This window comes from Actinomyces qiguomingii (genome assembly GCF_004102025.1).
Taxonomy (GTDB): Bacteria; Actinomycetota; Actinomycetes; order Actinomycetales; family Actinomycetaceae; genus Actinomyces; species Actinomyces qiguomingii.
The window spans coordinates 1,211,540-1,234,412 of sequence record NZ_CP025228.1 but is presented as its reverse complement, the minus strand read 5'-3'; the positions used below and the strand labels follow the sequence as shown (position 1 = coordinate 1,234,412).

15 protein-coding genes, 2 tRNA genes, 2 pseudogenes and 1 CRISPR repeat array are annotated in these 22,873 nt (G+C 65.8%); of the genes and pseudogenes, 3 read left to right on the top strand and 16 right to left on the bottom strand.

Annotated elements, in window-relative coordinates:
• Positions 1 to 87: 87 nt before the first annotated feature.
• The 4 genes from CWT10_RS05025 to CWT10_RS05010 all read right to left on the bottom strand — a co-directional run bounded on the left by CWT10_RS05025 (position 88) and on the right by CWT10_RS05010 (position 4,987).
• Positions 88 to 1,443 (bottom strand): AAA family ATPase, encoded by a 1,356-nt coding sequence (locus tag CWT10_RS05025; RefSeq protein WP_103063919.1) that lies wholly within the window; start codon positions 1,441 to 1,443, stop codon positions 88 to 90.
• Between the two features lie 202 nt (positions 1,444 to 1,645).
• On the bottom strand, positions 1,646 to 2,677 hold the full coding sequence (ilvC, locus tag CWT10_RS05020; protein WP_103063920.1) for a ketol-acid reductoisomerase: 1,032 nt from the start codon (positions 2,675 to 2,677) through the stop codon (positions 1,646 to 1,648).
• An 8-nt stretch (positions 2,678 to 2,685) separates the two neighbouring features.
• On the bottom strand, positions 2,686 to 3,198 hold the full coding sequence (gene ilvN / locus CWT10_RS05015; RefSeq protein WP_103063921.1) for an acetolactate synthase small subunit: 513 nt from the start codon (positions 3,196 to 3,198) through the stop codon (positions 2,686 to 2,688).
• A gap of 4 nt (positions 3,199 to 3,202) precedes the next feature.
• A complete protein-coding gene (locus tag CWT10_RS05010; protein ID WP_103063936.1) occupies positions 3,203 to 4,987 on the bottom strand; it encodes an acetolactate synthase large subunit in 1,785 nt (594 codons plus the stop codon).
• A gap of 371 nt (positions 4,988 to 5,358) precedes the next feature.
• Between CWT10_RS05010 and CWT10_RS05005 the strand changes: the two genes are divergently transcribed.
• Positions 5,359 to 6,972, top strand: a complete 1,614-nt coding sequence (locus CWT10_RS05005; protein WP_103063922.1) for an aspartate:alanine exchanger family transporter — start codon at positions 5,359 to 5,361, stop codon at positions 6,970 to 6,972.
• Positions 6,973 to 7,217: 245 nt separating this feature from the next.
• Positions 7,218 to 8,471: a CRISPR direct-repeat array (repeat unit 36 nt; unit sequence GCCTCAATGGAGCCCGGCCTTGGAGACCGGGAAGAG).
• Between the two features lie 168 nt (positions 8,472 to 8,639).
• Here CWT10_RS05005 and cas2 read toward each other — a convergent pair.
• Genes cas2 through cas7g form a run of 6 tightly spaced genes read right to left on the bottom strand, consistent with a single transcriptional unit; the run spans position 8,640 to position 17,144 of the window.
• A complete protein-coding gene (gene cas2, locus CWT10_RS05000; RefSeq protein WP_103063923.1) occupies positions 8,640 to 8,930 on the bottom strand; it encodes a CRISPR-associated endonuclease Cas2 in 291 nt (96 codons plus the stop codon).
• Positions 8,927 to 10,612 (bottom strand): CRISPR-associated endonuclease Cas4g/Cas1g, encoded by a 1,686-nt coding sequence (cas4g/cas1g, locus tag CWT10_RS04995; protein ID WP_199176375.1) that lies wholly within the window; start codon positions 10,610 to 10,612, stop codon positions 8,927 to 8,929. Before cas4g/cas1g ends, cas2 begins: the two co-directional genes overlap by 4 nt.
• Positions 10,609 to 11,541 carry a type I-G CRISPR-associated protein, Cas3-extension family gene (locus CWT10_RS04990; protein WP_103063924.1) on the bottom strand — a complete coding sequence of 311 codons (933 nt, stop codon included), beginning with the start codon at positions 11,539 to 11,541 and terminating at the stop codon, positions 10,609 to 10,611. The genes cas4g/cas1g and CWT10_RS04990 overlap by 4 nt, the downstream gene beginning before the upstream one ends.
• Entirely contained in the window at positions 11,538 to 14,552 is a 3,015-nt protein-coding gene (gene cas3g / locus CWT10_RS04985) for a type I-G CRISPR-associated helicase/endonuclease Cas3g (protein ID WP_103063925.1), read from the bottom strand. The genes CWT10_RS04990 and cas3g overlap by 4 nt, the downstream gene beginning before the upstream one ends.
• On the bottom strand, positions 14,549 to 15,997 hold the full coding sequence (gene csb2, locus CWT10_RS04980; protein ID WP_103063926.1) for a type I-G CRISPR-associated protein Csb2: 1,449 nt from the start codon (positions 15,995 to 15,997) through the stop codon (positions 14,549 to 14,551). The genes cas3g and csb2 overlap by 4 nt, the downstream gene beginning before the upstream one ends.
• Before the next feature lies 1 nt (position 15,998).
• The gene (gene cas7g, locus CWT10_RS04975) at positions 15,999 to 17,144 is read right to left on the bottom strand and encodes a type I-G CRISPR-associated RAMP protein Csb1/Cas7g (RefSeq protein ID WP_103063927.1); all 1,146 of its coding nucleotides are present in this window, start codon (positions 17,142 to 17,144) and stop codon (positions 15,999 to 16,001) included.
• Positions 17,145 to 17,895: 751 nt separating this feature from the next.
• Between cas7g and CWT10_RS04970 the strand changes: the two genes are divergently transcribed.
• Entirely contained in the window at positions 17,896 to 18,210 is a 315-nt protein-coding gene (locus CWT10_RS04970) for a helix-turn-helix domain-containing protein (RefSeq protein WP_244936779.1), read from the top strand.
• Between the two features lie 41 nt (positions 18,211 to 18,251).
• Positions 18,252 to 19,549: pseudogene (locus tag CWT10_RS04965) on the top strand (IS3 family transposase).
• Between the two features lie 54 nt (positions 19,550 to 19,603).
• On the opposite strand, the pseudogene CWT10_RS17895 reads toward CWT10_RS04965, so the two are convergent.
• The 6 genes and pseudogenes from CWT10_RS17895 to rsfS form a co-directional block, all read right to left on the bottom strand.
• Positions 19,604 to 20,065, bottom strand: a pseudogene (locus tag CWT10_RS17895) (nucleotidyl transferase AbiEii/AbiGii toxin family protein); the annotation flags it as partial.
• Positions 20,062 to 20,394: a transcriptional regulator gene (locus tag CWT10_RS04955; RefSeq protein ID WP_103063546.1), complete on the bottom strand. Its 333-nt coding sequence runs from the start codon at positions 20,392 to 20,394 to the stop codon at positions 20,062 to 20,064. The gene CWT10_RS04955 and the pseudogene CWT10_RS17895, both read right to left, overlap by 4 nt.
• A 1,077-nt stretch (positions 20,395 to 21,471) precedes the next feature.
• A tRNA-Ala gene (locus tag CWT10_RS04950) sits at positions 21,472 to 21,544 on the bottom strand.
• A 36-nt stretch (positions 21,545 to 21,580) separates the two neighbouring features.
• Positions 21,581 to 21,653: transfer RNA gene (locus tag CWT10_RS04945), tRNA-Ala, on the bottom strand.
• A 134-nt stretch (positions 21,654 to 21,787) separates the two neighbouring features.
• Positions 21,788 to 22,408, bottom strand: a complete 621-nt coding sequence (locus CWT10_RS04940) for a histidine phosphatase family protein (RefSeq protein ID WP_103063545.1) — start codon at positions 22,406 to 22,408, stop codon at positions 21,788 to 21,790.
• A 36-nt stretch (positions 22,409 to 22,444) separates the two neighbouring features.
• On the bottom strand, positions 22,445 to 22,825 hold the full coding sequence (rsfS, locus tag CWT10_RS04935; RefSeq protein WP_103063544.1) for a ribosome silencing factor: 381 nt from the start codon (positions 22,823 to 22,825) through the stop codon (positions 22,445 to 22,447).
• Positions 22,826 to 22,873 lie beyond the last annotated feature (48 nt).

Here is a 22,873-nt window from a genome sequence, read left to right as displayed (position 1 = left end):
GGCTCCATGACGCGTCCGTCACCTTCCTACACCATTCGGCACCGCATCAATCGCCAGCGGACCGAGGTCAACGGCCCGCCCCGTGACTCACCCGATTGCTCCGCGGGGACCGTTCAGGTAGTCCTCCACGGCGTCGCGGAGGACCGGCTCCAGGCCACCATGCGGGATCCGCGCGCGCCAGGTATCGGGCAGCGGACGGAAATCCACCGCCCCGGGCCGGGCGCCCGGGCCGTGTTGCTTCGACCGCCCGACGGCGCATAGGACATCGTCATCATCGGCGCACTGGAACAGGAAGGGAGAGTGGGTGTTGACTACTACCTGCCGCAGATTATCCCCGGTGGGGGTGGACAGGGCGCGCAGCAGGTCGCACAGGTCGGCGATCTTGGCCGGGTGCACACCGTTCTCGGGCTCCTCCAAGAACAGCATGCCGGAGTAGTCCGCCGCAGCGCCTATGGCGGCGAGAGTGAGCAGGCGCAGCGTCCCGTCCGACAGCGCCCGCGCGGGCAGTTCGGGCGAGTTCCCCACCTGCGCACGCAGCTCCAGGGCCTGCCGCACCGGATCCTCCGTGATCGTCAAGTTGCGCACATCAATGAGCGGGGCGACGGCGTCGCATACGCGGCGCAGCACCGCACCGTTACGCCCGGCGGCAAGATCCTGCCGGTAAAGCGCCGCCGGCACATGCGCACCGGAGGCGGCGATGGGGCGTCGCTCCATCAAGTCGTCAGGGGCCCGCATGGCGCTGGGTTCCAGCGCCAGGAATCGCCATGACGCCATTTCGGTGCGTGCGGCCAAGATGGTCGGATACTCCGCACTGGCGACGGCGGAGAGCACAGTGCGTTGAGCGCCGTCGGCAAGCACCTGCCGGGTCCTGCCATTGGTCTCCCGGTGGACGATCACCACACTCTTGCCATCGGACTGCTGATAATCCAGGTAACATCCGTCAGAATCCGGCGGCCGACAGTCGATGAACCGCTGGTAGCTCGCCGCCTCCGGGAAGTGTAAGTCGCCTTCGGCGCCGTCCAGTGCGTACAGTCGCTCCCCCGCCAGGCGCAACCGCAGACCGCCGGGGACGGTTGTGTCCCGTCTTGCGACGATCTCCACCTCGTAACGCACACGACCGCACGACGGCGCCACAGTCTGCCCGAACTCGTCCTCCGCGTGGGGCGGCAGGATCATCTCAGCGGCCAGGCTCAGGCTGGCGGCGCCGGTCAGCACGTCGGCACTGAGCAGTGAGGCGACGTCGACCTGCTGCTGCGCGGTGGGGCGGACCTGGACACAGGCGTCGTGGAAGGAATTGCAGCTGAGCAGGGACAGGAACTCGATGGCATTGAGCAGGTTGGATTTGCCCGCCGCGTTGGGACCGACGACGCAGGTGAATGGACCAAAGTCAACCTTCACATCGACAAGGTTCTTAAACCCCGTCACCTCGAAATGGGTGAGCACGCCGCCCCCTCGTATTATCCGACCACTGGCCCTTTCAGTTTATCCTCAGCGAACAGTCCCCATGCGAGAACGCGACGACGTAGTCAAAACGCGACTTTAGCGGCATTCTATAACGATTAGACGCAGGGAAAGAGGTGGGGGCGACGGGTCCGCCCCGCCGCCCCCACCTGGGACGCATCTGCCCCGAGCAGTCGCCAGTCGCTCAGCGCGCAGCCGAGCCCTCGGTGTAGTCCTTGTCAAGGTCGGCGCGCCAGGCGAACATGGAGCGCACCTCGCGGCCGGTGGCCTCGATCGGGTGAGCCTCGCCCTCGGCGCGCAGACGCTTGAACTCCGGAGCTCCGGCGGCCTGGTCATCCATGAAGCGCTTGGCGAAGGAGCCGTCCTGGATGTCGGCCAGGACCTCCTTCATGTGCTCCTTGACGTCGGGAGTGATCACCCGCGGGCCGGAGATGTAGTCGCCATACTCGGCGGTGTCCGAGCAGGACCAGCGCTGCTTGGAGATGCCACCCTCATTGATCAGGTCGACGATGAGCTTGAGCTCGTGGCAGACCTCGAAGTAGGCCATCTCGGGCTGGTAGCCGGCCTCGACCAGCGTCTCAAAGCCGTACTGGATCAGCTTGGACACGCCACCGCACAGGACGGTCTGCTCACCGAACAGGTCCGTCTCGGTCTCCTCCCGGAAGGTGGTCTTGATGGCGCCGGCGCGAGTGCCGCCGATTGCCTTGGCATAGGACAGCACCAGCGGCCAGGCCTGGCCGGAGGCATCCTGCTGGACACACACCAGCACGGGCACGCCCCGGCCGGCCTCGAACTCCCGACGCACGGTGTGGCCGGGTCCCTTGGGCGCAACCATGACCACATCGACATCCGTGGCGGGAGTGATGTAGCCGAAATGGATGTTGAAGCCGTGGGAGAACAGCAGGGCGGAGCCAGACTTGAGGTTGGGCTCGATCTCCGTCTGGTACAGCTCGGCCTGCACCTGGTCGGGCGCCAGCACCACGGTGACGTCGGCCTCCGCCACGGCCTGGGCGATCGGCTTGACGGGCAGGCCCGCCTCCTGCGCCTTGGCGGCGGAGCCGGACCCCTCGCGCAGGCCGACGACGACGTCCACACCGGAGTCGCGCAGGTTCAGGGCGTGAGCGTGCCCCTGCGAGCCGTAGCCGATCACGGCCACCTTCTTGGACTGGATGACCGCCAGGTCGGCGTCGTCGTCGTAGAACTTCTCAGCTGCCATATGGGTTCTCACTTCTCCTTGAGTTGATCGGTGATGGAACGGGGACCGCGCGAGATCGCAACCGCGCCGGATTGGACGATCTCCTTAACCCCGTGGGGGGCCAGGGCGTCCAGGAGCGCCTTGACCTTGGACTGCGAGCCGACGGACTCGATGACGACCGAGGTGGGAGACACGTCCACGACGTGCGCCCGGAACAGGTCGACTATCTGGAGCACGGCGGTCCGGTTGGAGTCGTCGGCGCGGACCTTGATGAGGTAAAGCTCACGACCGACGGAGGTGTCCGGGTCCAGCTCGACTATCTTCAAGACGTTTACGAGCTTGTTGAGCTGCTTGGTTACCTGCTCCATGGCCGGGCCCTCGGCGTCGGCGATCACCGTGATGCGCGAAACGTCATCGTGCTCGGTGGGGCCGACGGCAAGGGAATGGATGTTGAAGCCGCGGCGGGTGAACAGTGCCGACACGCGCGTGAGCACGCCGGGCTTATTCTCCACCAGAACGGACAGCGTGTGCTTCTCGCTCATGGTCTCAGTCCTCCTCCCACGCCGGGCTCATGCCCCTAGCGTGCTGAATCTCGTCATTGGACACGCCCGCGGCGACCATGGGCCACACCTGGGCATCGGCGGACACGATGAAGTCGATGACGACGGGACGGTCGTTTATGGCATTGGCCTGGGCGATGACGTCGTCGACGTCCTCCAGCCGCTCGCAGCGCAGTCCGACAGCCCCGTAGGCCTCGGCCAGTTTGACGAAGTCGGGGACACGCTTGGTTCCCGCACCGGTGTGCAGATCGGTGTTGGAGTAGCGCTCCCCGTAGAAAAGGGTCTGCCACTGCCGCACCATGCCCAGGGACGAGTTATTGATGATGGCTACCTTGATGGGGATGTTGTTGAGCGAGCAGGTCGCCAGTTCCTGATTGGTCATCTGGAAGCAGCCGTCGCCGTCGACCAGCCAGACGGGACGGTCCGGGCAGGCCGCCTTGGCCCCCATGGCCGCCGGGACACCGTATCCCATGGTGCCCGCGCCGGCGGAGGTCAGCCAGGAGTGGGGGCGGTGGAAGTGCAGATAGTGAGCCGCCCACATCTGATGCTGGCCCACACCGGTGACCCAGATGGTGTCTTCGCTGGCAGCCCTGTCCAGGTGGGTGATGACCTCCTGGGGCTGAAGCAGGCCGTCGTCGGTGTCGGTCCAGTCGGTGGGGTAGGTGGCACGAATGTGCGCCACCTCGGTGAGCCACTGGTCGATCTCCGTGCGGGGTTCGGCGGTGAACTGCTCGCGGCAGGCCGCCGTCAGCGCAGGTACGACGTCCTTCAGATCCCCGACGATCGGCACGTCCGCGGTGCGGATCTTGGAGATCTCGGCGGGATCGATGTCGACGTGGATCACGGCGGCATGGCGGGCGAAGGTGTCCGGTTTACCGGTGACGCGGTCGTCGAAGCGGGCACCGAGGGTGATGATCAGGTCGGCGCGCTGCAGGGAGCCGACCGCCGCGACGGTGCCGTGCATTCCGGGCATGCCCAGGTTGAGCGGATGGTCGGTGGGAAGTACGTCCAGGGCGGTGAGCGTAGTTGTGAACGGGGCGCCTACCAACTCCACCAGTTCTTTCAGCTGTTCAGCCGGGACGCCGGCGCGGTTGAGGCCGCCTCCCAGGTAGAAGACCGGTCGTTCCGCGGAGGCGATGGCCTCGGCGGCCTGGGCGATGCGCCGCTGGTTGGGTCTGCCGGGCAGACTGTAACCGGGCAGGTCCATGCGGGGCGGCCAGTGGAACTCGGCTTCGCCCACCTGTGCGTCCTTAGTGAAGTCGATAAGCACCGGCCCGGGGCGTCCGGTGGAGGCCAAGTGGAAGGCCTCCGCCACGCGACAGGGGATCTCATCGGGCGAGGTGATCAGGAAGGAGTGCTTGACGAAGGGCATGGTGGAGCCGACGATGTCCGCCTCTTGGAAGGCGTCGGTACCGATCGCGGCGGTGCCCACCTGCCCGGTGATGGCAACCATGGGCACCGAGTCCATATGGGCGTCGCCGATGGCGGTCACCAGGTTGGTGGCGCCCGGCCCGGAGGTGGCCACACACACTCCGACCTTCCCCGTGGCCATGGCGTAACCTTCGGCGGCGTGTCCGGCACCCTGTTCATGGCGCACCAGCACGTGGCGGATCTTCTCACTGGCCAGCAGCGGATCGTAGAAGGGGAGGATGGCTCCGCCCGGCATGCCGAAGATGTAGGTGACGCCGATCTCCTCAAGGGAACGCACGAGCGCCTGAGCACCCGTCATCACTTGTTGGTTCTGGCCCGGGGAACTGCTGTCACGAACCATCATCCGCCCTCCTATCCGTGAGATCCGAGTGTTGGCGCATTGGTTCGACCGGCGCGAAGGCCGGTGTGGGAGGAACCGTATGTCGGGCCGAGGCACGCCGTCGATTCCGCCGTCCGTGATCTCATATAGTGGAATCACGTAGCCTGAGGAGACGATCGAACGACGGCGCCGGATTCAGACTGGGAACGAGCGGCACCGGATTCGAAGAGGGCACACTGCAAGCGATGTCAGATGCCTCTCGCGGCGGCGCGGTCTTTGGTCCGCCGGGAGCCATCGGGACGGATGCGAGAATGTCCTGGCAACTCAACCGCACCGCCGTGGCGTACACGTGTTCGCCACGGCTGGAATGATTCGGAAGGCGGCATTCGCGCGTGGCAATCGGACTGCTAAACGCCTTGGCCGAGAACCCGGTTCTCGTCCTGTTCCTGCTGATCGGGATCGGCATGCTCATCGGCCGCATCAAGGTGGCTGGCGTCAGCCTGGGAGCGGCGGCCGTGCTCTTCGCCGGGATCGTCCTGGCTGCCTGGGGCACCGCCGAGGGCATCACCATTGAGATCCCCGCTCAGATGGGCACGCTCGGACTGGCGGTCTTCACCTTCGCCATCGGCATTCAGTCCGGCCCCAACTTCTTCCACGTGCTGCGAACCGCTGCGGGCCCTCTGGCGATCATGTTGGCGGTACTGGTGGTGGGCGCAGGCGCTGGCGTTGGTGTGGGGCGCTGGCTGGGCATGGATCCGGCGATGATCGCCGGCACTTTCGCAGGAGCTCTCACCAACACTCCCGCCCTGGCGGCAGCCGGCCACGCGGCCACCGCCGCCGGCCATGCAGACGGCATGGCGATCGCTACGGTCGGATACGCGGTGGCCTATCTGTACGGTGTCATCGGCATGCTGTTCTTCTGCCTGTTGGCCCTGCGCTACCGCCGCTCGGACAAGGACGCCCCCTCCCCCTTGATCAACCGCACAGTGCGAGTGGAGCGCGAGGACGGTCCGGCATTGGGTGACATCACCGAACGCGTGAGCGGGGAGATGAAGTTCTCTCGCCTGCGTCGCGGCGAAACCGGGCCCATCACCCGCCCGACCCCGACTGACAAGATTTACAAGGATGACCTGGTCACCGTCGTCGGCACGCAGGATGCCGTTAATCAGGTCATTCGTGAGATCGGCCACCCCTCCTCCCACTCTCTGATTGAGGATCGCAAATTCCTGGACTTCCGCCGGATCACGGTCTCCGATCCCAAACTTGCCGGACATACCGTGGCCGAGCTGGACATCGATCGTCGATTCGGCGCCACGGTCTCGCGGGTGCGCCGCGGAGATGTCGACATGGTGGGCACCCCCGAGGTGGTGCTGCAGCTGGGTGACCGGGTGCGCGTGGTCGCACCGACCGGACGCATGGCCGAGATCTCCAAGTTCTTCGGCGACTCCGCCCACGGTCTGTCCTCCATTAACCCGGTGGCCATGGGTCTGGGAATGGCTGTGGGCATCATCATCGGTGAGTGGGCCATTCCGTTGCCCGATGGTTCGACCTTCTCCATCGGCTCTGCGGCGGGCACGCTGATCATCGGCCTGATCTTCGGACGCATCGGCCGCATCAAGGGTTTTGTGACCGCCATGCCGTTCACCGCCACGGCGGTGCTCGCCGAGCTGGGTCTGCTGATCTTCCTGGCGCAGGCCGGCGTCCGCGCCGGCGGTCAGATCGCCAATGCGTTCACCGGCGGCGACTGGTGGCGCATCCTGATCACCGGGTTCATCATCACCACGATTGTGGGCTTCGGAATGTATGCGTCCATGCGTTGGATCGTGAAGATGGGGGGCACGCGCCTGTCCGGCCTGATCGGTGGTTTGCAGACCCAACCTGCGGTTCTGGCCTTCGCCAATGAGCGCACTGGCTCCGACCCGCGCGTGGCACTCGGCTATGCGATGGTCTACCCCGTGGCCATGATCGTGAAGATCTTCATCGCCCAGTTCCTGGGCGGGATGTGATCCACCCAGGTACAAGCCGGAGCCGAATACCGAGCAGCAGGGCCCGAGCCGCGTTCCGGCGGCCCGGGCCCCTGCAGTCGCCCGATTTGCCCGTGGGCCTGCGCCCGCACAGCCGGCGCAGGGGCGGTGTGGCCGACGGCTGTCGACCTGCGGCATCGGCTTGCGCCAATGCCGTCCAATGGAGCCCGGTCGCGGGGACCGGGAATAGTACTGCTACTGCACCCGGCCAGCGCCGGCCCAGGTCTGTCTCAATGGAGCCCGGCCTTGGAGACCGGGAAGAGGGACCGGTCCGTGGTCTTCGACGTGTCGTCACTGATGCCTCAATGGAGCCCGGCCTTGGAGACCGGGAAGAGTCGACGGCTTGGTCAATGCGGGTCTCCTGACGGACGAGCCTCAATGGAGCCCGGCCTTGGAGACCGGGAAGAGACGCCCCCACGGCGAGCAGGTGACTGTGCTGCACCGGCCTCAATGGAGCCCGGCCTTGGAGACCGGGAAGAGGTCCCAGTCCGAGCTCGCCGCACACCTGGGCGTAGGGGCCTCAATGGAGCCCGGCCTTGGAGACCGGGAAGAGCTGGTAGTCCTCGTCGGCCCACTGCACCTCCTCGCTGCCTCAATGGAGCCCGGCCTTGGAGACCGGGAAGAGAGGAAGACATTGAGAGGGGGAGCCTTGGACTACAAGCCTCAATGGAGCCCGGCCTTGGAGACCGGGAAGAGCGAGAATTCTCTGTCGACATCGGCCTGTTCAACCAGCCTCAATGGAGCCCGGCCTTGGAGACCGGGAAGAGAGGCCCGCGCGCTCACCGACGCGCTACAAACAGCCTGCCTCAATGGAGCCCGGCCTTGGAGACCGGGAAGAGCGGTGGATGATGAGGGTTGGCGGCGGATGGTCCGGCCTCAATGGAGCCCGGCCTTGGAGACCGGGAAGAGTCCGCGCCGCAACCACCACTAGAGCGGCTGTCTTGTGCCTCAATGGAGCCCGGCCTTGGAGACCGGGAAGAGCGCGGCGTCGACCGGCCGAACCGGGTAGCGCCGGGCCTCAATGGAGCCCGGCCTTGGAGACCGGGAAGAGTTGAGGTACCTGAGGGTGCGCGAGCGTGATCGGTCGCCTCAATGGAGCCCGGCCTTGGAGACCGGGAAGAGCTCGGCTCACTAGCTGAGTTCATCTACGACGACGGGCCTCAATGGAGCCCGGCCTTGGAGACCGGGAAGAGACCTACGACCGCGAGCACGCGGGCGAGCTTGTGGAGGCCTCAATGGAGCCCGGCCTTGGAGACCGGGAAGAGCCGAGTTCGTCGAGCTGTCGGCCACCTCCGCCACCGTGCCTCAATGGAGCCCGGCCTTGGAGACCGGGAAGAGGCCGGCAGGGACGGGTTACGACCCCGCTATTTCGCCGCCTCAATGGAGCCCGGCCTTGGAGACCGGGAAGAGCACAGGCTGGCGTTTCGGGCTACCGTATTGCACGTGCCTCAATGGAGCCCGGCCTTGGAGACCGGGAAGAGAGCTCGCGGATTTTGCCGCGGCTGGTCAAGGATTCTACGTGGTCTCGCGAGCGCTAGTGTAAAAACGAGCTGCCCAATCGCACAAGCTCATCCTCCAACTGCCGGAAAACCGCGCCGTACCACGCTTTCGAGCGCTCCCCGGGGATCGGGGCGGCACCGGAGCGCTCGCTAAACAATCTGGGCCCCCTGCGTGGGCAGTCCTGCGCGCCGACCGACGAACGTGAAGCGATCCTCCCCCAACTCGCCGAGGTCGACGATCACCACCGAATCCTCGTCGAGGTTCATGATCTCCTCACTGTCAGCCCTCAAATGGATCAACTCGGTCCGGTTCAGATCGCAGATGAACACAGAGTACTGGAGCCGTTCACCGTTAGCCTCCATCAACTTGCAGATTCGGCGCAGCCGCACGGGCTTGCGGATGTCGTACGCGATGAGATACCGGCGTCGGTTCGTCCTCATCTAGTCACCATAGCCGTGTAGTCATCCAGCTCTCCCAGCACAACTGCGCCCAGCATCCGCGCCTGGATGTCCATGACGCGACGGTACGAAGCCTTGTAGCCGAACTGCGGGTGCGTAATCTCCTGGTCCAGCCTCCGCTCGTACGCCCTGAGCACGGCCTTGCGACCACTCGCCTCCAGCATGCATCCGCCGCCCCGACTCTGAAAGTCCTGCGGACCGACCTCACCGTTATTCAGCACTTGCAGCACCACGCTCTCTGCTACCAGGGACCGAAACTCCTCCGCCAGGTCCAACGCGAGCGCAGGGCGCCCGAACCGGGGTCTATGGAACATCCCGTAGTAGGGGTCGAAGCCGATCCCCATGAGCGTGACAGTCAGGTCCTTTACCAGCAGCGTGTAGCAGAAGGACAGCACTGCGTTGAGTGGATCCTTCGGCGGCCGCCGCGTGCGCCCGTTCTCCTGGAAGTCCGAGACGTCCACACGTGAGTTCTTCCCGACCATGGCCGGAAAGCTCCCGAAGTACAGGCGTGCGGCCGTGCCCTCGATACCGAGCAGTTGCTGCGAAGACTCAGCCTGCATCGCCTGGATGGCGAGCTGCTTGAGTTGCTCGCCAACTCGAGACATCTCGCCACGCGCATTTCTGCGCAGCATCGTGCGGCTGTTACGGATCTTTCCGGAGATCATCCGGCGCGCGATCTCAAGCTGCTGCTGCTCGGAGGCACGGAACTGCGCGATCCGCAGGTCCACGTTCTTACCCGGAAGTCCTTCAGCAATGCCGGAGAACCAGCCCCCGTAGCTGAACCACAGCACCGGGATGTCACGTGAAAGCAGGCTCCTGACAGCCTGGGCGGACACCGTCACGTTCCCAAAGACGCACACCTGGCTAACGTCTATCAGGCGATAGCTGGCCTTCAACTCGCCCGACAAGCGCACCTCCAGCCGGTCGCTTCGCACGCCGACCACCGCGCCTTGCAACGTCACGTAGACCGGGCGCCCCTCCAGAATCGGCGCCATCAACCGCTTCAACGGCCTGCGCTGCTTCGGAGGCGTCTGCAAAGCGTCCAACTCGTCGGGCAGACATATGCCCACCAGCGAGCAGAGGGCACACTTCGGGCTGTCGCGCAACGGCGGGGGTGCCGACGGGTCGGCAGCAACCTGCCATGCGCGCGTCACGATCTCTGTGACTTCTTGCAGCGCCGCGTAGTCCACGGTGATGTGGACACGCTGCCGGGTCTCGGCGTACCAGATCTCCGCCCGTTCAACGGCGTAGCCCTCCTCGCGCAGCAGCAGTGCCTGCACCAGTGACTGCACACGGTCGCTGGGCCAAGCACCACCATCCTTGTTGGGGTGCCCCTTCTTGTAGTCGACCGGGACGACAGTCCCGTCCCCGCCGTCCTCCACGAGGTCCAGCCTGGTGGCCAGTCCGAGCCTCGGTGAAGACAACGAAACGGATCTGGCGACCCGCCCGTTCCACGCCTCGGACTTATCCGGCAGGTCCCCCGTTTCCCGGTCAACGACCCGGTGCAGGTACAGCCCCTCCTCGACGTCGTCACTGGTGGCGAATTGCTGCTGCACCCATTCCAGGTGGAACAGCCGGGGACAGTACACGAACTCGTTCAGCATGCGTGCGGGCACCGTCTCCGGCAGTCCCGGCAGGTCAGGCCTGGTGGTGCCGACGCTCATGGCAGCGGCACCAATACACCCGCAGACTTCCCACCTTCCGCCTTACGACGATGCGCACGGCACACATAGAAGATCCCCATGACGCGAAGCTTGTCCTGCTCCACGGCGTCCCACTTTCCATCCAGGACCGGGTCCTCAACCAGTGCCTTCACCGCTGCCAACCCCAACGGCTCTCGCCATAAAGGCAGCCTCAGTTCAGGAGCCGAGCGACGGTAGTCACGACCGACCGGCTGGCTGTGCCACCCGCTGGTGCGGGGCAGCTTCCCAGCGGCCGTGGTAGTCCACAACGGGTAGGACATGAGCGCTAGCCATGTCGCCCCGGGCACGCCGCGCATCTCCGCCTTGCCCCTGCCGTCCTCGCCACTGTCCCAGTTGGCACGGTGATCCAGGTACTCGCCGGTTACGCCCGACACTCTGCGCCAGCCAACCAGGGCCTGACGCAGATACTCAGGCTCGGATTGCACCAGCCGCAGGGGTTTCTCCAGCATGGTCGACATGGACTGCTTCCCTGCGGGCGCGGTGAACTGGCTGATAGCACCGCGCCCCTTGTCGTCGGTGACGAGGTCCGTAACCAAGCTGGCGAGCCATTTCTGCACTACGAGCGACGGAGGATCGCCACCGAAGCGTTCAAATAACTGTCCCTGTTTCAGCCGCAACTTGTCAGGCGCTTCCCCGGGAGGCGGAAACCCCGGAGGTCCTCCGGGCACCAGCACGTCCTGGGGCATCTCGGCGACGATTTCCGACAGCTCCTCAGCGACGGCGTCAACCGATGCCAGCTTCGAGTGCAGCACCGGTGCGCGGTCGTCCAACGCCCAGGCCAGTCGAGCATCGTCATCGACGAAGTCATGGATCAGCCGAAATGTACCGATGGCGGCGAGAATGGCCAACGGCGATTCGCCGACCAGTGCAGGAAACCTGACTTGGTTCATGATCCCTCCGATGAAATGGTCATGTCGGCGCTGCGCACCACGGACTCCAGTAGCGCCAAGCCCCACCGGCCGTACCGGTCATTGAGTCGGGCGAATCGATCCGCGTCGGTCAGATGCAACTCGACCGGCAACGGAACCTCGGCGTTGATGTCCCCGATCGCCGCGCGAAGGACACCATCTCCCTGGTCATCGACGGCCGGTAGAAAAGGCCGGGCGCGGCCGTGGTGGCTGGCCACGAGATGTTGGAGCAGCTCGACGTCGCCCGGGTAGGGCTCGGTGAGCCGCTCCAGGTGGGCGGCGACGATCGCCTCGGACCACGCCTCGTGCCTGGCACCGCGAGGCAGGCCACTGAGCCGCAGCGCACGCCGACGCCGGCCACGGTCCCCGGGCGGCATGCCGGACTTCGCCAGCGGCTCCCTCGCAAGCTCCGCGGCGACTCGGGACCCGTCGAACAGCATGGTCTGGAAGCGCAAGTCCACCTTGCCCAGGTCGTGCCAGCGGGCCGCGTCGACGACGACGCGCCGCAGCTCCTCCGGCAGCCCCAAGTTGGTGACAATCTGCTGGGCGCGCTCGCTCACCGCCGCCAGATGCTCCGCCAGGGTTACCCGCCTGTTGAGGCTGGAGCTGCCTTCCGTGTCCTCTTCATCGACGGCACGCCACGGCACTGATGACGCGGCATTACCGCCCACGATGCCTCCGCTCGTGCCGACGGTCCGCCAGTCATCTGCGGGAGCGGTGCCACGCAGCACAGGAATCGGTTCCTCCGAACCATTGTCGGCGGGCCCCCGGCTCCTGCCACGATAGCTCCGGTCCACGCCGGTTGCGACGAAGGCACCGCTATGCCCAAAAGCGTTCTGCAAGCACTCGATGTCCTCCGGCGTCCAGGGATACTCGGGGGCGCCGGAGGAACCCAGCCACTGGCGTGCCGCCTCTACGAGGGCGCCCTGATAGGCGTCACGGTCCTCCGGCTCCTCCGCATTTCGCCAGTCGGCCACCAGTTCCCGCAGCCCCTCGAAAGGCGGAATCCCCAGTCGGAGACCCGGGTCAGAGTCCAGGCGCAGAATGGGCTGCCCGCGTCGCAGGGAGGCAAGTTCGGAGATGTCCTTTACGGGTTCCTTGCTGGAAGGGTTCCAGCCGAAGCGGTCCAGACCGCCGTACTCAGATGGGACAACGATCGTGTCTCCCGGCTTGAGACGGGAGGCATAGGCCGTCTCCCACCTTCCGTCCGCCCCTCGGCGCAGCACCTGCCGGTCACTGTCGTCTTCTTTGAAGGGGATATCGTCGAAGCCATCGTCGTCATCGACATCGGCCAGGTTCTCCGGCTTGCCCTTTTGCAGCCAGGCGCGTACCGCCATGAGCGATACCTCCACGCACTCCTCGCTCCGAAGCGGCACAGCATCCACCACGGCCCCGGCATGATCTGCGGGCAGCAGCTTCCGTGCGTCGGCGCCGTCTTCGTTGCTGTCCTTAATCACCAATCCTGCCCGCCAGGCAATGGTGACCGGAGGCGTGGACTTGTCGATTCCGTGCAGGTAGGGGTCGACCGGCGGATCGTTCACCGGAGCAGGGTTCGTCCTCGCCCAGGCGTCCAGATGGGCGGGAAGCAGCAGCGGGAGCGGGGGCCGCGGAGCGCTCAGCCCTTCCGGCACCTCCAGTTGGCGCAGCGCCAAGGGCGACACATCCAGGCCGTCCTGCGTTGCATCACGCAAGAAATCCGCCGTGGACTTCTTGGCGTCCCCGTATACGGGAGGCTTCTTGGCTTCATCCTCCACCACCGTGACTTTCGCCGCGCCAAATTCTCCCCGCCGATTGACCCGGCCGAAGCGCTGTACCAGCGCGTCCCAGGACGCGGTCTCGGTGACCATGTCCGTGGCGTCGAGGTCGATGCCGACCTCAATGGTCTGGGTGGCCACCAGCACCGCCTTGTGGTCACTTGGTTCCCGGCCAGCACCGAACAGCTCGGTAACCCGCTCGGCGATCCCCTCACGGTCCAGTGGGCGCGAACGCCCCATGAGCAGCAGCACCTCGACGTCGCCGAGCTTCGTCCTTCCGGTGGTGAGTGCCTCATACACTTCCCGGGCGCGGACGACCGTATTGCACACCACCAGCACCCGGTGGTCATCGGGCTTTTCAGACTGATCAGACTTATTGAACAGGTCCCATACCAGGGCAGCCATGTCCTTGACGATCTTCTTCTCGGTGGATTTGAGGAACGTCAGGTGCTTAGGCGCGGTCAGCCTCTGTTTGGCGGTCTCATTCCGTAGATGCGCGTCCTCATCGAATGACGCCTCCCAGGCATCGGGGTTCTTCCCGGGCCTCTCCGCGCTAGTCGCGCTCAGGTGAATCACCGAACTCTCCGGCAGCCCCAGCCCGCTGGTCCGGTCGGCCTGGCGGGCGGAGGCCAGCGAAGTGGTGAAGGCCTGTGCCAGGTGGGCCTCGTCAATCATGATGACCGAGTCGGTTCCCACGAGCGCGGCATCAATGGGCCGTCGTCCTTTGCTGACCCCGTATCCGCGGAAGAACAGGCGGCTGCCCACTTGGTCGACAGTGCCGGTGATTATGGCGGGCAGGTCGGGACGCGGCAGCCAGGCGGCGTCCCAGGTCGTGCCTCCGCGCATCTTGACCACCCGCAGCGCCGCCTCGCCCTGCGATGCGCCGAACAGGCCCCGTAGTCGCCGGGCAACCTCGAGCGCGGTTCCTTCGGTTGCACTCTCCAGCTTATCGGCAATGCGCTTACCGTGCGCCTCGGCCTGGTCGACCACGATGCGACGATCCACCACTAGGAAGATACGTCGGCGCCCCAGGCCTGCGGGGGCCTCGTCTCCGGCGCTAAGCGCCAGGAGGAACACGGCCACGTCCAGCATGGAGGTCTTGCCCAGGCCCGTGGGCACGTCCACCACTGCGGGCCAGCTCCCCTTTTCCACGGCCTGCTCAACCACGGCTGACTGCCAGGGGAACGGATCATGCCCGTGGACTTCCCGCATGAACTGCTCGAAATCGGTGGCCTTCATCGCCGTCCCTCCCCATACTCGGGGGCGAACAGCCCGACGCCGAAGTAGCGCCCCGCCCCCGCCAGAATCGGCCCGTGCACGGGACGGTCGAAGGTGACGCGCGCATGCGTGTACAGACGGCCTTGGCAGCGCTTGGGCAGCTCCCGTGGCTTCAGCCGCACGGCCCCGTACATCATCGGCTCCTTGCTCACCTCAACCTCACGCGGCTCCGGCAGGCCGGCGGTGACTAGTGACTCGGCCACTGCCGTGGCGAGGTCACCGCGCTTCGGGAAGCGGTCCAGGACCAGTGGTGTTGCCGTCGCCCACGTGCGAACTGGCCCCGTCCAACGTTCGACCGTGGCAGTGAAGGGCCGCATCTCATCCGGCACATACCGGAGTCGAAAACTCTGTTTGAATCCGTTAACGCGCAGCAGGACGTCCCGTTCGGGATCATTCCCGACAATGCCCCGCAGAATGCGCAGACGTTCATCATGTTCGAGGCCGGGGATCGCCACCGCCAGGGCCATGAGCTGCCCGTCGGCGTGCTCGTTGCCCACGAAGGGCAGCCCCAGGTAGGCCACATGCGGCAGTCCGGGCGTGCCGTGGCCGTGCAGTGCAGGAGGCAGCGGGTCCTCCGTCCGCCCCATAACCTTGCGGCGCAGGGCCTCGGTGAAGATGGAAACCAGATTCCCTGCGGGTCGCAGTTCCTCGAACCTGAGAATCACCAGGTCCGGGTAGGGGGAATCGATCTCGTCCATGACGGGGATGTCCTCGTTGCTCTCATCACTGCTGTGGTCACTGGTCTCGCCAAATCCGACCTCGCGGTAGAAGCGGCGCGCACGCGGACCGGCGGCCTGCCATGCGGGCTGATCCTCCTGATACAGCGCGTCGAGCTCATTGAGATAACCGGGGTAGGGCACCCGGATACTCAGGGGGCTGCGTCCTACCGTCGGCTCATAGGTGGTCAGGCCCGGCAGCGGCGAAGGATCGTCCACCCGGCTGAAGGCGAGCGTTACCGGAGACGTCGAGCGACCGAGGTACGGCACGCGCCGGGCAAGGCGATCTAGCTCTGCCACGGCGTCATCGGACAGCGTGCTGTCATCCAACCAGTCGAACTGGACGCGGGCGTCTTCGGGCAGACTGCTGGTGCGCTGCCGCAAGACGCTGGTGCGTGCGGGATGGGTCTGGTGTCCTCCCTTTTTGTTCTTCAGCTCGCTGATCGTTAGGTCGTGGTTCGTCACCACAAACCCCCGAGAACGCCGCGTCTCCGCCCTGGAGGCATGGATCAGTGGCGGCGCCAGGCACTCCAACTTCTCCAACGGTCCTAGTTCATCCTCACCGGCTACGGCGCGCAGAGCCGCGAAGACCCGGGCCGGGTGGGGAGGCCATTCTGCGGCACGCGGGTCCTCCCCTCCCCCGGCGTCGTAACGCTCGCTCAGGAGCGTGATGTCCAAGCGGAGGGTCATGTCACTCCCCCGTGGACTCGGCCTTGGTCAGGCTGAAGTCGATCGCCTTGCGCAGGGCTTCGTTGGGAACCAGCTCAACGGTCTTCAGGTGCAGTGGCATCCCGGCGTCCAGCGCCGCCTGCAGCGCCTCCTCGTACAACCGGACCGCCCCACTCGGGGACAGTGCGAAGGACTCCGCCACTCCACCACGGCCGATCCACTCCAGCTGCTCGGTCAGCACGACCAGGTCGCAGCCGCTGCGCAGCCAAAGGCCCGCGTCACCAAAGGCGAGCCGGTCCCCCAAGAGCCCGAGTGCGACGAGCAGGGCTCGTGCGGCCTCGACGGCCGCGGGATCCATGGAGCCGAAGCCCAGGCGCCGGGTGGCGGTGAGGCTGAGGACGGCGGTGCGAGTTGCCTCGCTAATGGTGACACCGCCGTGGGCGTCACCCGGGGCGATATTGCCGTGCCCAATCTCGCTGAGCTTCGTCCCCTTCTTCCCTTCCGAGGACGAGTACGTCCACTCATCGCCTTCGCCCTTGCGCGATCCGGTCAGGTTCGCAGGGTCCATGCGCCCGGCCTTGCGCTCACCCTCAACCGGGTCCCAACCGATCATCTCGCTGGCGTACAGGCGCGGGAACTTGGACTGCCGTCCCTTGCGGTGGGAGTTCCAGCCGCCGTAGACGAGCGTGGCGGGGTCATAGGTCAGCAGCGCCGTCGCATCCTCCAACGACGCGGCCAGAATCGCCTTTCCGATCTCGGACCGGTCGAACTTGACGCGGTCAAGCTCGCAGTCACGCCAGTAGGCGTCGAAGGCGCGGTGGGGTGCCTCCAGGCCGATGAGCTCGAAGCTCGCGGCGCCATCGTGCCTCATCCGCAGCATGGGCATACGGATAATGCCCTGACGCCAAGCCTTCGCCTCGGCTTCCTCGCAGCGGTTGTTCTGGGCCGGCACCTGGTCGAGCACCGTCGCCTTACGAACCTGACCATCGCAGCGCCGATCCTCCAGCAGATAGGGAGAGTTCTCCCCATTGGTGGGGAAGGTTGGCGGATACACGCGCGCGCCCGGACCTCCGCTGGGCTGATAGGTGGCCTCCACGCGGACCGCAGCCCACTCCGGGTCCGCGAGCTTGCTCCGCAGGGTGTCCAGTGAGAGTTCAGTCGTCATCATCGTCTCCTAAACAAATTGTGGTGACTAATATGTGTGAGCGTGTACATGCTCCTGTGCGCCCCGACTGCGAGCGTAGACCGTCCGCAGGCGAGCAGAGGGATGGTTGAGTGAGAGATCCGGCCGACGTCCGACGGCGGCCACTGCCACCGGTCTGAACCGCCCGCGCACGCGCAGCCGGCCATCGCCTCAGCGTCTCTTCGGAGCTCTTCCCGTTCATGCAGCAGATGTTGCCAGGCACCTCCGACACGAATCGGAGGCCCTTAATCCGGTCGGCCCGAGTTGTAGGCGCGAGCGTGTTACTCAAGATCGAGTTATCGGCGTGAACGTGGTACTTAAGATCGGGGTTTTGGTGGCTCTTCGTGTTTGGGGGTGTGGTGGTGGGTAGTGGCGGGTGCGTGTGTCGCAGGGGCGGGTGTGGGTCGAGGTCCCCGATGATTGGGGTTCGCTTAACACCACCGATCACAGAGACCTCGACATGACTGACACTACCTTCACTGCTCCTGATCTTGCTAGTTTCCTGGGCCTGGACGCCCTGGGACTTACCGCCACCGGCCAGCGGATCACCCCTTGCGAGGCGCTGGTGGAGTGCCGGCTACGGGTGGCTGAGGAGGATGCGTTTTGTAGACGGTGTGGGGCCCAGGGCGTGGCGGTGGGGACCGTGTCCAGGCGCCTGGCGCACGTGCCGTTGGGCTGGCGTCCCACACACCTGCTGGTCCGGTCGCGGCGGTGGCGCTGCCAGGGATGCGATCGCGTGTGGCGCCAAGACTGTTCTAGGGCCGCGGCCAAGCGGGCTTTGCTGACCCAGGCGGCCAAGGAGTGGGCGATCCGGGCCGTGGGGGTGGAGTTCATGTCCGTGGCGCGCGTAGCAGCGTCGCTGGGGGTGTCCTGGCACACCGCCAATGAGGCCGTCCTTGAGCGGGCTAAAACCGCCTTGATCAATGATCCCGGCCGTCTGGCCGGTGTGGAGGTCCACGGGGTGGACGAACACGTCTGGCGGCATACCCGCAAGGGCGACCGGTACGTGACGGTGATTATGGGCCTTGACCCTGTTTGTTGGACACGCTGATTCCGGCCCTGCGGGGCTGGGGAGAGCGAGATGATCTGACTATGGTTATGAAGAGTTACTCGGAGGAGCTTGCGTCGTCAGGCGGTGGACTTGTACGAGACGACACCGGGGGCGACGCGTGCGCGGCATCGCCCAGGACCTGGGGGTCTGCCGGGGCACGCTGCGCGGCTGGCTGCACCGGTGGGGCACCGGAGGTAAGACCGGTCCGGATGGGGCACCGGCCCCCAGCCCGCTCAAACCCAAGACCGACCTCGGGGACAGGACCGGGACCCAGCCGCCAGCCGAGGAGTCGATGGAGGAGCGGGTCGCCCGCCTGGAGGCGGCCAACGCCGCCCTGCGGGCGGAGCGGGCCAAGCTGACCCGGGAGCGGGAGATCTTGCAGCAGGCGGCCAAGTATTTCGCGGGGGAGACGATCTGGTGAGCCGCTTCCAGTTCGTCGCCGACCATGCAGCCACCCATGGGGCGGGAGCGGCTTTGTGAGTTGCTGGAGGTAGCCCGCTCCTCCTACTACGCCTGGAAAGCCGGTGCTACCAGACGAGCCGAGCGGGCCGCGGCAGATGCCGCCCTGACCGAGCGGATAAGGGCCATCAATGCCGGTGACCGGGCCATGGGCGCTCCCAGGACCCGCCGCCGAACCAGGCGACCAGCAGGCCGAGTCCGGCGGGAGCAGGATCAACCGCAAGGCGGGTTGCCCGCCTGATGCGGGCCGGCGGCATTGTGGGGTATCGCAAACGGCGCCGGGTGCGTACCACCGTCCCCGACCAGGCGGCGTCGAAGTACCCCGACCTGCTGAAACGGGACTACCGCCGCCGATGCCCCCAACCGCAAGTACGTGGGCGACATTACCTATCTGCCGCTGGCTGACGGGAGCAACCTGTACCTGGCCACCGTCATCGACTGCTACAGCAGGCGCCTGGTCGGCTGGGCTGTGCGCGACCACATGCGCACCAGCCTCGTCGTCGACGCCCTACAGGCTGCCGCGCGTGAGCGCGGGAGCCTTAAAGGGGCTGTCTTCCATTCCGACCACGGCAGCGTCTACACGTCTTCGGCGTTTCACAAGGCCTGCAAGGACCTGGGGGTCACCCAGTCGATGGGCGCGGTGGGTACCAGCGCCGACAACGCCCTGGCGGAGTCCTTCAATGCCGCGTTCAAGCGGGAAGTGCTCATGGACCAACGCGCCTGGCCCGACGAGACCACCTGCCGACGGCAGGCCTTCAGGTGGCTTACTCGCTACAACACCGTACGACGGCACTCCTACTGCGACAACCTGCCCCCGAACACTTACGAGAACCACTACACACCCGCGACGCCAGCCACTATGCTGGAACACGCCGCATGAACCAACCCCTCGTGTCCACAAAACAGGGGCAAGCCCCAACAGCTCCTTGTCGCTGTACCGGCCGGAACGCCGGATTGCGTCCACGTCGAGATAATCGCGGGTCTCGGCCCGCGAGAACAAGGCACCCACCTTATTACCCACCGCATCCTCAACGGACAAGACGGGCCCCACCTCCAGCCGCACAGGAGGGTGAGCCCGCCAATCCACACCCAGATCCATGTCGGTACTGCGCCCTTGCGCACTGACGACGCTGAGTTGGGCGAACGTGTCCTGACGGCGACGGGTCTCCACGGTATAACCGGCCGCCCGCAGCGCGGCGATAATCCGGTCAAGCGAAGTGCCGAACTGGGCGCGAGCCTGCTCGACGGTGAATAGGTCCACATCCTCTGTAGGCCGGTCGATAAACCCATGCTCACGGATTGCGCCCGAGCCGGCCAAGGCGAAGCCGGCCTCGTCGCCGGCAGCCTCCAAGGCCAGGCGTGTGATGCGCCGCTGGTCCTCCTGGTCACCGCTCACACGGACACCCGAAGCTGGGGGAAGCGTCCCTCCCACAGGACGCGCACACGTGGATCCATGTTCAGGACCGGCCACGTCTCAATAAGCCGATCCCGATTCATCAAGCGGACCTGCTCCGTTACAGTCCCCTCGGCAAGCAGCGCCTGATAGGCCATACGACGCCAGCCCGGGTTCGACACGTCCACACCAAGCCGATCAGCCTGCCAGCGCACAGAGTGAGGCAGGTCGATGGGACCTTCATAGGGCCCGCGCAGCTCATCGAGCGACGCGGGCGCGTCATAGGGCTTGACGTCGCGGAACCGCACACGAGTCGCTGTCACTTCAACCATGGCCCACATCCTTTCATCTCAACATAAGTCTACCCGGCCAGGTCGAAAACGGTCTATCGCCAGTTTCGGTTTCGGCGGGGGTTTTGACCACGTCCTGCCAGCACCGACACGCGGGCCGCACCCCCCTCCTCCAGCTGGTTCAGAAACGATCGAATTCGGTCATCGGGCTTGAGCGGCCGGCCAACCACCCTGGTGCGGCGGGCGGACCAGTGCGTACGGATTCGGGCCGAGAATCAGCGTACGCGTGCTTCCAATGTAAACCGGCATTTGGGCGGCTTTGCTCGGGCGGCTGTGGTGTGCAGACCCGGCCGCCACGCCCCCGGTTGCCGGACAAGCCGGTGTGGGCAGGGCGACGCAGGCCGGTTCGAGGACGCGGGCAAGCCCGCGACAACGTGCCCCAGCCCTCCACCCACCCACACCCTCAAATCCGAAGAGCCGTTTTGGTTGGCATCGCGCGGCAAAGTCGGGGTGAACATGGTCTGGGAGGTTAACCCGCACCGGTGCTTGGCATCCGCGGGTAAAACACACGGGGCGTGAGAACACGATTAGCGCGGGCGGAGGGCCTGCCAGCGCCAGCTGCCCGTTGACGCTCCGACTCGCGACACACTGCCCACCAGCACAGCTCCGCCCGATCCGCCACACCCGACAAACCACTCCGCCCTCCCACCGCAAACACCCATCGACCACCTGGCTGCCGATGGACCGCCTAGCTGCCGTTGGACCACCTAGCTGCCGTTGGACCACCTGAAACGCACTCTCAGACGGTCCAACCGCAAAAGCGCGGTCCAAGCGCAGGAACGCGGTCCAAGTACGCGGACGGCAGCCGACCAGGCCCACACCCACCACCGCCAGCACGCACCCCACCGGATGGGGCACCACCCCCACCCCCGAAGAAGGCCTCTAGAAATACAAAGGCTGGGCCCGACCAACCAGCTAGAACACCACGACACGCCGGTCTAAAGCACCACGTTTGCGCCGATAACCCCCAAACCCGAAGAGCCGGATAACCCGATGGTCGGCTCCACCCGAGCATGAAAAAAGCTCCACCAATGGGAGGAGCCGGAAGCATGCACTGCGTGGAGCTAGGGGGATTCGAACCCCCGACCTCTTCCATGCCATGGAAGCGCGCTACCAACTGCGCCATAGCCCCGGGCAACCAACACACCGCTGATCGCGGTGGTGATCGTGGAGCTAGGGGGATTCGAACCCCCGACCTCTTCCATGCCATGGAAGCGCGCTACCAACTGCGCCATAGCCCCTCGCGGGCGTCACCCTCGCAGGCAACGACCAAACTCTACGAAGTCAGCGGCGTCTCGGGCAAATCAAAACAGCGTGCGGTGCCTCACCCGCAAACACGGCCCCCGCAATCACGGCCCCCGGACCACCTGCATGCTCATGCCACGTTCCACTCAACCAGCATCCATCCCGGTGCCCGCTCCCCCGGCGCCACAATGCCACGATGGCAGTTGTCCAAGCCGCGCAGCCCGAACCAGGAAGACAGGTCGAGTCCCAGCAGGTAGCCGACACCAAGCGTAATAGCGGAGCCGTGCGAGACGATTACCACGGTCTGCTCCGCCTCCGCGGCCGATGGCCCGGTCTCATCCGCAATGCGCTGAAATGCGCCGCCAACACGCAACGAAGCCGCCCGCCGCGTCTCCATACCGACACCCACAGGGTCCTCCCCGCGGCGCCAGCATTCATAAGCCTCGGGCCAGCCCGCCTCCACCTCCTGCCGTGACAGTCCTTCCCACTCTCCGAAGGCTCGCTCGAGCAGACCCTCATCAAATTCGACGTCGACGCCGGTCAACTCGGCCAGTGGCCGTGCGGTCTGCCGAGCGCGCAACAGCGGGGAGCAGATGATCCGCACGGGTTCCAAGGCGGCCAGTCCCTGAGCGGCGGATCGAGCCTGCTCACGGCCGGCCGCGTTCAAGGGAATATCGATGCGCCCCTGCACTCGCATCCCCGCGTTGTACTCCGTCTGGCCGTGACGCCAAAGAACCAGTCTGGTAGTCATCTTCTACCCCGTAGGAGTCCGACTTCCTGACCGACTTCAGCCCCGGGTGGCTGCCAGCTCGATAGCGGGAAGCGGCACCAGCGGGCAATCCTTCCACAGGCGCTCAAGCCCGTAGTACTCGCGGTCCTCCGCTTGGAAGACATGCACTACCACCTCGCCGTAGTCGAGAAGCGCCCAACGAAGCTCCTCGAGCCCTTCGCGCGCCCGTGCCTTGGCCCCTGCTTTAAACGCAGCCTCATCGACGGCGTCGACGACGGCACGTGCCTGGCGCTCATTGGCGGTCGAGACGATCAGGAAGACATCCGCGAAGGGGAGGCGATCGGACACGTCGATGGCGACGGCGCTCTCCGCCTTCTTCTCGGTTGCGGCGTGAGCCAAGACGGCGGCCAGTTCGGCGGCGTGTTCAGTAGCGGGCACGGGGCTCCTTCTCCGGCTGGTGCGGTGGCTTCAGCCTTCAACTCTACG

What these genes read in the sequence shown, in the direction of transcription:
- csb2 (WP_103063926.1), bottom strand. Translation starts at nt 15,997, where the DNA reads ATGACCCTCCGCTTGGACATCACGCTCCTGAGCGAGCGTTACGACGCC.
- ilvC (WP_103063920.1), bottom strand. Translation starts at nt 2,677, where the DNA reads ATGGCAGCTGAGAAGTTCTACGACGACGACGCCGACCTGGCGGTCATC.
- CWT10_RS05010 (WP_103063936.1), bottom strand. Translation starts at nt 4,987, where the DNA reads ATGGTTCGTGACAGCAGTTCCCCGGGCCAGAACCAACAAGTGATGACG.
- cas2 (WP_103063923.1), bottom strand. Translation starts at nt 8,930, where the DNA reads ATGAGGACGAACCGACGCCGGTATCTCATCGCGTACGACATCCGCAAG.
- cas7g (WP_103063927.1), bottom strand. Translation starts at nt 17,144, where the DNA reads ATGATGACGACTGAACTCTCACTGGACACCCTGCGGAGCAAGCTCGCG.
- cas3g (WP_103063925.1), bottom strand. Translation starts at nt 14,552, where the DNA reads ATGAAGGCCACCGATTTCGAGCAGTTCATGCGGGAAGTCCACGGGCAT.
- CWT10_RS04940 (WP_103063545.1), bottom strand. Translation starts at nt 22,408, where the DNA reads ATGACTACCAGACTGGTTCTTTGGCGTCACGGCCAGACGGAGTACAAC.
- CWT10_RS04955 (WP_103063546.1), bottom strand. Translation starts at nt 20,394, where the DNA reads ATGGTTGAAGTGACAGCGACTCGTGTGCGGTTCCGCGACGTCAAGCCC.
- CWT10_RS04990 (WP_103063924.1), bottom strand. Translation starts at nt 11,541, where the DNA reads ATGAACCAAGTCAGGTTTCCTGCACTGGTCGGCGAATCGCCGTTGGCC.
- ilvN (WP_103063921.1), bottom strand. Translation starts at nt 3,198, where the DNA reads ATGAGCGAGAAGCACACGCTGTCCGTTCTGGTGGAGAATAAGCCCGGC.
- cas4g/cas1g (WP_199176375.1), bottom strand. Translation starts at nt 10,612, where the DNA reads ATGAGCGTCGGCACCACCAGGCCTGACCTGCCGGGACTGCCGGAGACG.